Origin of the sequence: Paenibacillus sp. J22TS3 (genome assembly GCF_018403205.1) — a bacterium.
In the GTDB taxonomy this organism is placed as follows: domain Bacteria; phylum Bacillota; class Bacilli; order Paenibacillales; family Paenibacillaceae; genus Fontibacillus; species Fontibacillus tuaregi.
Window position 1 is genome coordinate 1 of record NZ_BOSF01000007.1, and the last position, 11,879, is coordinate 11,879.

At 48.6% G+C, this 11,879-nt stretch carries 10 protein-coding genes; 1 reads left to right on the forward strand and 9 read right to left on the reverse strand.

What is annotated here, in order from left to right:
- Positions 1 to 135 precede the first annotated feature (135 nt).
- The 5 genes from KJS63_RS19905 to KJS63_RS19925 form a co-directional block, all read right to left on the reverse strand.
- On the reverse strand, positions 136 to 1,176 hold the full coding sequence (locus tag KJS63_RS19905; protein ID WP_213620728.1) for an NAD(P)/FAD-dependent oxidoreductase: 1,041 nt from the start codon (positions 1,174 to 1,176) through the stop codon (positions 136 to 138).
- 93 nt (positions 1,177 to 1,269) lie between these two features.
- Positions 1,270 to 2,301 carry a FecCD family ABC transporter permease gene (locus KJS63_RS19910; protein WP_213620729.1) on the reverse strand — a complete coding sequence of 344 codons (1,032 nt, stop codon included), beginning with the start codon at positions 2,299 to 2,301 and terminating at the stop codon, positions 1,270 to 1,272.
- The gene (locus KJS63_RS19915; RefSeq protein ID WP_213620730.1) at positions 2,301 to 3,356 is read right to left on the reverse strand and encodes a FecCD family ABC transporter permease; all 1,056 of its coding nucleotides are present in this window, start codon (positions 3,354 to 3,356) and stop codon (positions 2,301 to 2,303) included. The genes KJS63_RS19910 and KJS63_RS19915 overlap by 1 nt, the downstream gene beginning before the upstream one ends.
- A gap of 261 nt (positions 3,357 to 3,617) precedes the next feature.
- Positions 3,618 to 4,871: a nitric oxide synthase oxygenase gene (locus KJS63_RS19920; RefSeq protein WP_213620731.1), complete on the reverse strand. Its 1,254-nt coding sequence runs from the start codon at positions 4,869 to 4,871 to the stop codon at positions 3,618 to 3,620.
- 127 nt (positions 4,872 to 4,998) lie between these two features.
- The gene (locus KJS63_RS19925; protein ID WP_213620732.1) at positions 4,999 to 5,580 is read right to left on the reverse strand and encodes a TetR/AcrR family transcriptional regulator; all 582 of its coding nucleotides are present in this window, start codon (positions 5,578 to 5,580) and stop codon (positions 4,999 to 5,001) included.
- Positions 5,581 to 5,869: 289 nt separating this feature from the next.
- On the opposite strand from KJS63_RS19925, the gene KJS63_RS19930 reads away from it, so the two are divergent.
- Positions 5,870 to 7,081 (forward strand): MFS transporter, encoded by a 1,212-nt coding sequence (locus KJS63_RS19930; RefSeq protein WP_213620931.1) that lies wholly within the window; start codon positions 5,870 to 5,872, stop codon positions 7,079 to 7,081.
- Positions 7,082 to 7,209: 128 nt separating this feature from the next.
- Here the strand turns inward: KJS63_RS19930 and KJS63_RS19935 are convergent, their stop codons facing one another.
- From KJS63_RS19935 to KJS63_RS19950, 4 genes are all read right to left on the reverse strand, one after another.
- Complete coding sequence (locus KJS63_RS19935; RefSeq protein WP_213620733.1) at positions 7,210 to 8,733, reverse strand: polysaccharide lyase 6 family protein; 1,524 nt, start codon at positions 8,731 to 8,733, stop codon at positions 7,210 to 7,212.
- Positions 8,734 to 9,168: 435 nt separating this feature from the next.
- Entirely contained in the window at positions 9,169 to 10,446 is a 1,278-nt protein-coding gene (locus KJS63_RS19940; RefSeq protein ID WP_213620734.1) for an ArnT family glycosyltransferase, read from the reverse strand.
- A 125-nt stretch (positions 10,447 to 10,571) separates the two neighbouring features.
- Complete coding sequence (locus KJS63_RS19945) at positions 10,572 to 10,973, reverse strand: NUDIX hydrolase (protein ID WP_213620735.1); 402 nt, start codon at positions 10,971 to 10,973, stop codon at positions 10,572 to 10,574.
- Positions 10,974 to 11,016: 43 nt separating this feature from the next.
- Entirely contained in the window at positions 11,017 to 11,715 is a 699-nt protein-coding gene (locus KJS63_RS19950; RefSeq protein ID WP_213620736.1) for a Crp/Fnr family transcriptional regulator, read from the reverse strand.
- Positions 11,716 to 11,879 lie beyond the last annotated feature (164 nt).

Genomic DNA, 11,879 nt, shown 5'->3' on the forward strand with positions numbered 1-11,879 from the left:
TTCTTTTTAAATTCAGAGGTGAAGGTTCGTCGTTGTTGTTTTGGCATTGTAGAGATCCGCTCCTTAGCATGATAGGTTTATTCTACAAGCCCTTATTTTTTCTGTCCAACTAAGTGTAGACGATCCAACCTTAACTTACTTCTGTTCCACTGTCTCAAGCTCCCGGTTCTTCTCATCAAACCGGTTATTATGCGAGGATACATAGGCAACCTCAGGTGCCGCAGGGTCCATATACAGCTTGGCGCTATTGACCGCAAGAACCGCATCCGGGAAAGCCCCGGCAATCAGGTTCACTTTACTGTCATAAGCCGCAAAGTCACCAGCGGCAAATATACCCGGCAGGTTCGTGGCAAGCTTGCTGCTAGTGAACACATTCCAATCATTCATGTTCAATCCCCAGCTGGTAATTCCGCCAAAATCTGCTTTCAGCCCGTGATTGACGATAACAGCATCAACCTCCAGCTGTTCGGTCTCCTCATGGTCCACATGGCGGATACTAACTTTCTCAATAGTTCTGCCATCACTGCTGTGCAGATTTGCTACCACATGACGGGTACGAACATCCACCGTGGACTCCTTCATGCGCACGATATTTTTCTCATGGCCGCCAAAGCGGTCCTGACGATGCACCACAGTAACCTTAGCCGCAATAGGCTCTAGCTCGTTGGCCCAATCTACTGCGGAATTTCCACCTCCGGAGATCAGTACCCTTTTCCCGCGAAAAGCCTCAATCTCCTGAACCGTATAATGAAGATTAGTCACTTCAAAGCGTTCCGCCCCTTCAATCTCCAGCTTAGCCAACTTGAGAATACCACGTCCTACAGCAAGGATGACAGTACGCGTCCAGTGTTTTTCCCCAGACTCGGTGATAAGCAGGTAGGTCCCGTCCTCCTGCCTTTCCAGCCCGGTGATTTGTTGCCCGAACACCAATGTCGGATCAAACACCATAGTCTGCTGCTCCAGCTGTCTGATCAATTGTTCACACTGGATTGGCGCAAAACCGCCGACATCCCAAATCATTTTCTCGGGGTAAATGCGCATACGCCCGCCAAGCTCATCCTTAGCTTCGATCAGCTTGGTCTTCATATCCCTCATTCCACTATAAAAGGCGGCATACATTCCCGCAGGTCCCCCGCCAATAATGGTCACATCGTATAATTCCAAAGAACTTGTCATCCTGTTCCCTCCCGGCTTGTAATCGACTGAAATTATTATCCTGTTTCTTGAATAATCGGTATCTTACAGCAACCGCAATGCGCGGTAAGCTGGTTATCTTGTTTTGGACAACAAATATAGGAAATAAGGGGTGCCTACTACCGCAACCACTATACCTGTAGGGACCTCAATAGGCTGAAGAATAATTCGTGCGATGGTATCCGACATCACCACAAGCAATGAGCCTGCCAGTGCAGAGACAGGAATGAGAATCTGATGCTTCGTCCCGACAAGCCGTCTGGCCAAGTGCGGGCCGAGCAGACCAACGAATCCAATTCCACCGCTGACGGAGACACATGCTCCCGCCAGAGCCACAGCTGCACCAAGCAGTCTCAGTCTTTCCTTCTCTACAGGTGCCCCAAGACCGGCTGCGGTCATATCTCCCAGGTTCAACACATTCAATACACGCGACTTATAAATAACATACGGAATTATCAGCAGTATCCAAGGCAGCAGCGCAAGCACAAACTTCCAATTGCTGCCCCAGATACTGCCTGCCATCCAGGTGGCTACAAACTGGTATTTCTCAGGGTTAAGCCTTAAAGTAAGCACAATCGTCGCTGCGCTGGTTCCAGCCGCAACCGCAATTCCTGTCAGAAGCAGACTTGTTGGCAGCAATCCACGATGCCGCTTATAGGCAAGTCCATAAATTAGCGCTGCCGTCATTCCCGCTCCTAGAAGCGCAAGAACCGGCAGCAGAAATACCGGTGCAGAGGACGTGCTCGGATAGAACGAAATAAATAGCAGAACAGCAAGCCCCGCACCTGAATTAATGCCCAAGATCCCGGGATCAGCCAAAGCATTGCGTGAGACGCCCTGCATAATACAACCGGATACTGCCAGACCGGCTCCAATCAACACAGAAATGACAATCCGCGGCAGACGAAAATCAAATAGAATCAAAGACTGTTTCTGCGTTCCCTGGCCTAGTAGGGTATACATCAATTCTAGGGGTGATAAACGAATATACCCGGTATTCATGCTAATGATAAATGCGGCAATGATAAGCATTCCTAGTATAAGGACTACCTTAATATTCCTTCTTCCAGCCTGCCTCTCCCTAATAAGTCCAGAGGAACTCCCCATTACAGTTCCCTCCTTTCCTTACGCGCCAGGTAAAGGAAGAATGGAACACCCAAGAGGGCAATCACAGCTCCCAGTGGTGTTTCATAGGGCGGGTTGACCATCCTGGCCGCCAGATCGGCCATAATCACCAGCAAGCTGCCCAACACGGCGGAGCATGGGATAATCCAGCGGTAATCAACTCCTACCAAATAGCGGGTGATATGCGGAATAAGCAGTCCGACAAAACCCACAGCGCCGACAACCGACACGGCCGCCCCGGCGAGGATCCATACGATAATCGTTCCGGCCAGCTTAACCAGTACGGTCCGCTGACCCAGCCCCCGGGAAATGTCCTCACCCAGACTTAACATGGTAATAGACCGGGACAGTATAACAGCGCCCGCGAGCGCAGCAGCGATCCAGGGAAACATAATTTCAAGTTGATCCCATTTGGTTCCTGCCACACCTCCGGCATACCAGAACGCCAAGTCCTGCCCGATCCGGAAATACAGGGCAATGCCTTCACTTAACGCGGACATTAACGCGCTTAGCGCCGCGCCCGCCAATACCAGACGTACCGGGCTCAAACCGCCTCTGGACATGGAACCTATTCCATATACCAGGCCGGCGCCAATGCCCGCTCCCAGAAATGAGAACAGAATCAAATACATAAATGGCAGTCCGGGGAAAAAAGCAAAACAAACCGCCAGCATGAACCCCGAGCCTGCATTAAGCCCGAGCAGCCCGGAATCCGCCAGCGGGTTGCGGGTCATGCCCTGCATGATTGCCCCTGCCACCGCAAAGCTGGCTCCTATCATCGCCCCACCCAGCACACGCGGCAGACGCAATTCCATAATGATCTGATGCTGGACCAGATCGGGATTATAATGAAAAACCGCATCCCATACAAAGCTGAACTTGATATCTGCTGCTCCGAATGAAACAGACAGCGCGATACCGAATACAAGGGCAGCCAATCCTCCAATCAGAATTACAACTGCCGCCCAAGGGCGTGTCCGCAGCTTGGCCCTACCTTTTGCTTCTTGCTTATATAGATAATCCGCCGTCCGAGCCATAGCCTCCACCTTTTATTACAATTGAGATCATTGTATGATATTGATTCTCATTATCAATATTAAATTGATCATCCTCTACATGGCAATGGACAAAACCAAGCTCAATCTTTGTACTTTTCCCATATGGCTCTCCCGATTGGGGCTTGCACTCTCATAAGAATGTGAAAAAAACACCCCACGGCAGACGCCATGAGGTGTATAAACAAGAAGGTTCCTTATGTAAAATATGAACGGCTAGTCATTCTCTCGGGGCTAATCTCCCTACTCCTTGTGAAATGGGCAGCGTAGGGCTGCACCGGCTTCTACAGAAGGTGCTCCGGAGTTCTTCTGGCTTGAGAAATCAGCAGCACCATTATCCTGTCCCAGGCGCTTAGGGTGCTCTGGCTTCTCTGGCTGCTCCGCGTGATACGCCGGCCCTATCAAATAAGGAGCTGTCTGATACTCCAGACTGGGTTTCTCATTCAGATCCGTATAAGAGTTATGCCAGATCTGAGTTGCGGCCGGGGACATCGGGGGAATCAGCCAAGACCAACGTCCTGATACAGTCCTTCCGGCCTCTTCCTCCTGCTTCGCAAAACGGATGAACTGATCCGAAGCCGTATGATGATCCACGATACTGACTCCTTGCTGCTTGAAGGAATGCAGCACGGCCCGATTCAATTCGACGAGCGCCCGATCCTTCCACAGGGATGTATTCGTGGTCATATCCAGACCGAACACCTCGGCCACAGCCGGCAGCATGTTGTACCTGTGAACATCGGCCAGATTCCTTGCACCGATCTCTGTCTCCATGTACCAGCCATTGAAAGGCGCAGCCGGGTAGGTTATGCCCCCAATCTCCAGCTTCATATCCGATATCATGGGCACGGCATACCAACGTAGTCCCAGCTCTGCAAATGCCGCTATCTCGGGATGCACCAAAGGAACCTCCAAAATATATGACTCAGGAATAGGAAACCATTGGGGCTTCCGATCACCCAACTGAATCACAAGCGGCAGCACATCAAATGGTGTGCCTTCTCCCCGCCAGCCCAGCTTCAGGCATTCCTTCGTCAATGCGATCGAAGCGGGATCTCCGATAACTCCATGCTCTGTCTCATATCCAGCGTAGCGGATTAGCTGATGATTCCAGATTCGGACCGGTGCCTTCCCCTCATGCAAAGGCGCAAACAGAGTCATCAAAGGCCGGAGCCGCCCTTGATTGGTCGCCCATTCCATGTGCTGAAGCAGCGCTTCAGCTACCCCTGCTTCAGTAGATACTTCCCTTCTATCCAACACTTCAAGAGAAGGCCAGAATAACCGTCCAACACATTTGGCACTGTTGCGCCAAGCCATCTTGGCGCCGTGGACCAATTCTTCATAGGTATGTGTGTATGAGCCATGCCTTTGTAGGTCCTGTTTTATTATAGTCAGCCTGTTCTCCGTCTCTAGGGAGGATTTCCCCAGCTCCTGGTAACAAATTCGGATAAATTGTTCAGCTTCTTGCCACATCGTATTGTCCCTCGGTGGTAACATTGCTTTCCCTGCTTTCAACCAATCTAGTTAAAATCTGCTTCGGGCTGTTCATCCAACTCACAGTACATTCTTCCCCTATACTCTGCTGTGATTTAATTCATAGCTCAATTAAGCTTGCTAAGCTTAGTTACCGGATTAAAGAAAGTATGCCATCTAGGGCACTCTTCATAAATGCCGGGTCAGGACTGGACTTCATTAGAACGGTCAAGCCAATGAACGAGATCAGCAAAGAGCGCGCTGTAGTAGAGATGTCCATAGCTGAATCGAGTTCACCCGATTGTATTCCCCTCTGCAGCGTCTCCTCAAAGATTGAAGCAAGCCGAAGCTGATGCTCAAGGGACATTTGTTCAAATCTGACATTATGCGGGGCAAGCTCTACGATCGTATTAATGCAAAAGCAGCCACGTATGGCTTCATCTTCATCCCCCGTACGGATGGTCTCTTCGAACAAAGCCCGAAACGCTTCACGTACAGAGGCCCCCTTCTCAAGCACACCGCGGACTGTCTCCTCATGAGCCGTGGTATATCTGTTTAACGCTTTTTCATAGAGTCCTTGTTTATCACCAAAAGCAAGATATAGACTCGGCCGTTGAATCCCCATGGCGGCCGTTAAATCACTTAAAGAAGAAGCCTCGTATCCCTTCTCCCAAAAGAGCCGCATTGCCGCGTCCAAGGCTTGCTCCTCATCAAATTCACGCTTTCTCACCATTTCGAACCCTCTTTTCATATCGAACGGTATGTAATGAGTGTAGGCATTGCCGCTCTTCCTTGTCAATTGTCAATGAAGTGAACATTGGAATCCATCTTGAAAAGTTAGGATTGACAAATAACCTTCTGACATTTTATAGTTAGCTAAAATTAAATTGTACTGACCAGTATAATATACTCATCAGTACAATTTGTGACTGGGAGGGAGAAGATTGCACACTCACAATCTAAACGAAAATCAAAAAGAAAGCGGAAGATCCGATCGATACACCGGCGATTTAAGATCTGGCATCCATGAAGATTTAAGAGATCACACCTCTTTATCCGCTTTATCCGCTCCGGTCGGCTATTTGTCTCCCCGGTTGGCGCTGCTGTTTGCCGTGGCCGCCGGACTTGCCGTAGCCAATATTTATTTCGCCCAGCCGCTGCTGGACGCGATGGCCCTGGAATTCGGTATGGAGCCCGCTTGGGTTGGATCAGTGATTACAGTTACACAGCTCTGTTATGCAGCTGGACTCCTGCTTCTCGTTCCGCTGGGTGACCTGCTTAACCGTCATCGGCTCATCCCCCTGCAAATGCTGATCTCTGTGGTAGCCCTATTGATTGTCGGGCTTGCCCGCACTGAGAGTATGCTGTTTGCCGGGATGGCTGTCATCGGCCTGCTTGCCGTGGTAACCCAAACTCTCGTTGCCTTTGCAGCGGATCTCGCAAAGCCGGCCGAACGGGGCAGGATCGTTGGAATGGTCACAAGTGGTGTTGTGATCGGCATCCTGCTGGCAAGAACCTTTGCGGGAACCTTGACTGACCTGGCCGGCTGGAGATCTGTCTATCTTGCCTCAGCCTGTCTAACTTTGATTCTAGCTGGTGTACTAAGCTTACTGCTTCCTAAGCCAGCCGCCACAGCCAAGAGAATCTCTTATCTCCAACTGCTTCGCTCTGTGCTTAAGCTTTTCTTGGAAGAGCCGATTTTACGAATCCGGGCCGTGCTCGCTCTGCTGATCTTTGCCGCTTTCAGCATCTTGTGGACTTCACTCGTCCTTCCTTTAAGCAGCCCGCCGCTCTCTCTATCCCATAGTGGCATTGGAGCATTCGGGCTGGCAGGAGCCGCTGGAGCACTTGGCGCTTCTAGAGCAGGACGGCTGGCGGACCGGGGATTAGGGCAGCGCACTACCGGCTTCGCCTTGGCCCTGCTGCTGGTTTCCTGGTTCCCCATCAGCCTCGTGCACCAATCTTTGTTTGTGCTGGTCCTAGGGATCATCCTGCTCGATTTCGCTGTACAGGCGGTACATGTTACGAATCAAACCTTGATTCTGGCCACACGTCCGGAAGCCCGAAGCAGGCTTACAGCTGGGTATATGATCTTCTATTCCCTCGGCAGTGCAGTTGGGTCCATCGCATCTACCCATATTTATGCCAGCAACGGGTGGTATGGAGTATGTGGGCTGGGAGCCATGGTCAGCCTGCTTGCCCTCTTGTTCTGGGCGCTAACGCGCAAGAGATGACTCATATATATCAGATGCCTAATACTATGAAGCCACAACATCATCATCTGTGCGGTGAATGAATGAACAACAAAAGGCTGGCACATTTCGTGCCAGCCTTTAGGTTAAGGATATTTTACGGGTACATGTTATGGAGCGCTTGGACCTACCTCTTTGGTGGTTAACGGATGGTTCACAAAAGATGAGGCGTTCGAATATTCATCAGCACCCGCATCATTCTTATTTCTCAATTCACCGTCCAAGTCTTCTTTTACAAATACATAACTGCCTTTGGCATAATCAACAGCCGGGCTGGATGAGCTTATCTTTTGAAGCCCGTTTATCGTCATGAATTGGGGATTCGTATTCCAGATTTCATCTTTCTTTCGATCCTTGTTGGTCAGTTTCCCCCCATAACCGATGTTTCCCTCAAACCGGGTATTTGTTGTAGCTGCCTCGTTAAACAAGACACTGCCTGATTTCATTACAATATTATTGGCTACTATGCTATCCTGAGGATCGTACTCCTTACCTGATCCGATTGTAATCCCGGAAGCACTGTTAACAATCGTGTTGTTAACCACCATTGCCCGGTAAACTTTCCATTGGGCTTTCAGATCATCCTTACTTGGATTTGCCGGATTACCCTTGGAGCCCCCATCAAAATCACCGCTGTCGAGGATAATAGAGTAGTCGGTCAACTTCTCCATATAGTTGTTATAAATCTTATGATCATTACCGTATACCCGGATACCCGCTTGTTCCGGTTCCTTGCCATCCCCTAGGAAGAAGTTCCCGTAGAAGCTGTTATTATGCCCATGTCTAGAGGTCAAGCCACCCTTTGATGTCTTAAACGTATTATACCGGACCGTGTTGCTGCTGCTCTTGACGGAGACCATCTCCGGCTCGCCGTCCGCATTCTCAAACAAATTGTATTGAATTGTGTTGTATCCGTGAGACAGTGAGATTTTGGATAAGCCCAGACGAATCGTTTCTTTTCCGTTCGAGACCCATGGCCCGATATCATGGAAGTAGTTATATTCAATCACATCGTGCTGTGAAATGTTCCCTTTCCCATCCCCTTCATACCCGATCAGAGGATTCTTGTCTGACTTGTGCCCGAAATCATTATGGTCAATACGATTATGATGACTGTTCAACCCGCTTACCTGCAGCCATGTGCTTTCGGAACCGGTTGCTGCCAAGGCAAACTGATTACGGGTGATTCGAATGTGATTTGATCCGTCCAGCAGCACTCCCTTAGAAGCAGAATTCGTAAACTTTAATCCTTCAATCGTGACATAGGAAGAGTTCCTAATCTCAAATGATGTTTTACCTGTAATAACTGCCTTTCCTAGATTCGCCGCCTTAATTAACACCGGCTGGTTCTCGGTTCCTTTAACATTAATAAGCTCAAATTCCTTAGCCGTATAACTCCCGTTAGCCAGCACAATGGTCTGACCAGGCTTGGCACTCTTTAAAGCAGAAAGCAGCTCTTGAGAATTGGATACCTGTACTAGACCATTATTCGCTTCCTTCCAAGGGATAGATTCCTCCTTATTCCTAAGTTCTAATGGAGCCACTGATTCGGCGGCATAGCCGTGAATGGGCAGCAGCATGATAACCATCCCTAGACAAACCACTTTTGAAATAAACCGCTGACGAACATTCATAATCGCACATCCTTTATGTAAGTGATCGAACTAGTTTTTCCCATCACATTAGACTATCCAAAGTCAGAAAAGGTTACGTTTTGATAAAAATATTTCTACCTAATATAAAATGAACTTTAGAATTTCCCGGTCTCAGCTTCGATCCCGAGTGATTCTGAAGAAGCGGAGCGTCCGCCTTTGTCTCCGAAATGCCCCTACTTGGATTCTAGTTCAAGCATTTCGGAGACAACAGTGGCCTTAAAGAACACTCGGCATCGCAGCGCCCCTAAAGGGTAACCTTCATAAGTTCATTTTATATAACAAGATTCTTAAGGTAACTCAGCAGAATTGGAACACCCTGCCTTCATTTTAATTAGATTTCATCTAAATAAAAAAGGATACAAGCGCCTTCTCCCAAGAGTAAGCACTTATATCCAAGTAAATGTTGGCTTATAACTATGCGCCCAGGTTCACATCATAGCTGGATGAACCAGCCCGCCCCTTCTGCTTATTCTGACGGTTCTCAATCATGCTCTGAACTGCATAAGCCAACGGAATCATCATTAGAAGCATGGTCGGGTAGAAATAACGCTCCATCGTAATAAACGGCAGGTAGATAATAATGAAATAAGCTGTAACCGCAAATAAGCTTATAAACCTTTGAGCGCTCAGCTTAAACATCCTCCACAGCCCAACAATGGCTAGAGCCAAATAGCCTAAGTGCTGCAAGCCGGTCAGCCAGAAAGGGACTCCCATCACGGGCGCCCAGTAGAACGGGAGAATGATGAGCCGGATCAGCTTCCCGAACAACAGCCACGCTCCATAAATAAACGGATGATGTGTCAGCTGATATCTAAATATCATCCAGGCCAATTCCTTCTGCTGCTGCTCACTGCCGTGACGGTACGTATTATAGATCTGAGGATGATCCCGGATAAAATCCGCTGGCTCATTACCGTTGATGAGCATACCGAGCAGCAGAGGATTCGCTGACGAGTTCGTTAACGGAATAAACTGATGAAAGACCTGATAATTTCTGATCCACCAAGGAGCCAGACAGACTCCAATCGTCAAGGAAAGAACTACCGTATGCTTGAGCATCGTCTTGAATTTGTACTTCTTCAGCAGCCAGACTGCTCCTATAGCCAGCGGAAGCAGAGCTGCGGTCGGTCTGAAATAAATGGCTGCTGCAATAGATAATCCCAGCAGGATATAATCACGGATTCTCCCCTTGTCTAAGGCCACAATGAAACAGTACAGAATCAATACGGAAGTCAGCGTGAAGGCCGTTTCCGTCAGCACCAAATTCCCCGCATAATACAAGGGCACATAAGCAGCAGCAGCTACGGCAGCAATTCTAGCGGCCTGCCTATTAAACAGTTTCAATGAACAGCTGTATAACACGGCCACGGTCGCAACCGTCATGAGGGCTTGAAGAACCCGGAAAGCATAAATGCCCGCTTCGCCCGTGCCAAAGATGCTCATTACCCCGGCAAGAAGCAGCGGCAGCCCAGGCATAATAAATGCGGAAGGAGTCGTTACCGGATTATAATAAATCAAATGTCCGGTCTCCAGCAGATACCGGCCGCTTCGAATATAACGCACATCATCATTATCCAGCTTATTTAAGCTTCCTAACAGCAGTGAATTTCCATGGATAATCATAACCAGCAGACTTAACACAAACACAATCAAGCAGGTCCACATCAGGAACCTATCCCGCTTATTCCCCATTGTCTCTCTCTTTCGTTACTGATCTAACTCCGTAATGGTAAGTTCCGATCATCTTATTATATCCATTAACTATATTAGCTTTTTTCGCAGCAAAAAGACACTGTATAAGTTGAACTTCTATCTGGCTACTTCAGCAGCTTCAGTTCATGCAGCCGGTCAAAAATGATCTGGCTCACCGGAGACACCTTATCGCGATCCTTATATCCAAGCCACTTAAGCTCCTCGATTTCCGAAGCTGCGCTAACACTACCCTCAAAATCCGCTTGATAGCAGGCCATCTTCACCCGTATACCCTCTGATTTGCCATGAGCGTCCGCCTCAAATGTGCCAAAGTGTGAGATCGTATCCGGTTTGATCCGGACCGAAAGCTCCTCTCTAATTTCCCGGATTAAGGTGTCGGCATCCGACTCTCCCGGGTCTCTTTTTCCTCCTGGAATGTAATAGGTGTCTTTGCCTTTGGAGCGGGCCCCAAGGATCTGACCCTCTACAAGATGCAGCCATGCGATTTTATCAATTGTTGTAGTCATTCTTCGCCCTCCTAGTAATATATGTTGAACTAATGAATATTGTTTATTCATAAATATTCCGACCAGCGAGCTCGCAAAGCCTTTCCCGATCGTTGACCAGAATGAAACCCTTGCTCCGTTCAATCAGCCCGTCTTCAGACATCTTGCGGATAACGCGGTTCAGGTGCCGATAACTTGTGCCGATTAGATTTGCGGTATCCGTCAAACTTAACGTGTTCAGCCGGCCGCCCGACTGAGTACCCGACTCATCGGAGGTAACAGACAGAAGGTAGCTTGCCAGCCTGACCTCCACCGGATGCATCAAGTTGAAGCTTAGAAAATCGGATTTAACGTGAAACTTCCGGGTGACAATCTGCAGCAAAAAATGAAGCAGCGGAGCATACTCTTTGCCGTAATTATATAAAGGCCGCCGATGAATCCCAATCATGCAGACCGGAGTTACAGCCTCAACCGTATTGATCATAGGGATATCCTGGACATATTCGATGTCACCCACAACATCTACAGGTATTTTAAAGGAAAGGATCAGTGTCTTCCCACTGGGGGAGGTAGTATAAATTTTAACTTTCCCCTTGACCAGCACATACAGATGCTCAAATGCCTCGCCCTGCGAGCAAATCATCTCGCCCTGATCGAAACAGTATAAGGAAACGTGGGAGACCAACCCCTCATTAAATATGTGCTCAATACAGTGATCCCTTAGATAAGCTTTTACTTGTTCCAGGTCTTGAATTACCTTCATTGCCGCCCCCCCAGCTTCACATCATAGTCCCACAGCTTCATCAAGATGACACCTGCAATCAACATCCCAATGATGTTCGCACTCCTCGTATCAGGTTGCCCTAATTAAAAGACAATTCTAAGTTTTGAGGAAGGACATATGTCCCAAGTAGGCGGCTTACAGGG

Bases quoted from the DNA above. Each gene is read 5' to 3' on its own strand.
- KJS63_RS19905 (WP_213620728.1), bottom strand. From the start codon at position 1,176: ATGACAAGTTCTTTGGAATTATACGATGTGACCATTATTGGCGGGGGA.
- KJS63_RS19910 (WP_213620729.1), bottom strand. From the start codon at position 2,301: ATGGGGAGTTCCTCTGGACTTATTAGGGAGAGGCAGGCTGGAAGAAGG.
- KJS63_RS19915 (WP_213620730.1), bottom strand. From the start codon at position 3,356: ATGGCTCGGACGGCGGATTATCTATATAAGCAAGAAGCAAAAGGTAGG.
- KJS63_RS19920 (WP_213620731.1), bottom strand. From the start codon at position 4,871: ATGTTACCACCGAGGGACAATACGATGTGGCAAGAAGCTGAACAATTT.
- KJS63_RS19925 (WP_213620732.1), bottom strand. From the start codon at position 5,580: ATGGTGAGAAAGCGTGAATTTGATGAGGAGCAAGCCTTGGACGCGGCA.
- KJS63_RS19935 (WP_213620733.1), bottom strand. From the start codon at position 8,733: ATGAATGTTCGTCAGCGGTTTATTTCAAAAGTGGTTTGTCTAGGGATG.
- KJS63_RS19940 (WP_213620734.1), bottom strand. From the start codon at position 10,446: ATGGGGAATAAGCGGGATAGGTTCCTGATGTGGACCTGCTTGATTGTG.
- KJS63_RS19945 (WP_213620735.1), bottom strand. From the start codon at position 10,973: ATGACTACAACAATTGATAAAATCGCATGGCTGCATCTTGTAGAGGGT.
- KJS63_RS19950 (WP_213620736.1), bottom strand. From the start codon at position 11,715: ATGAAGGTAATTCAAGACCTGGAACAAGTAAAAGCTTATCTAAGGGAT.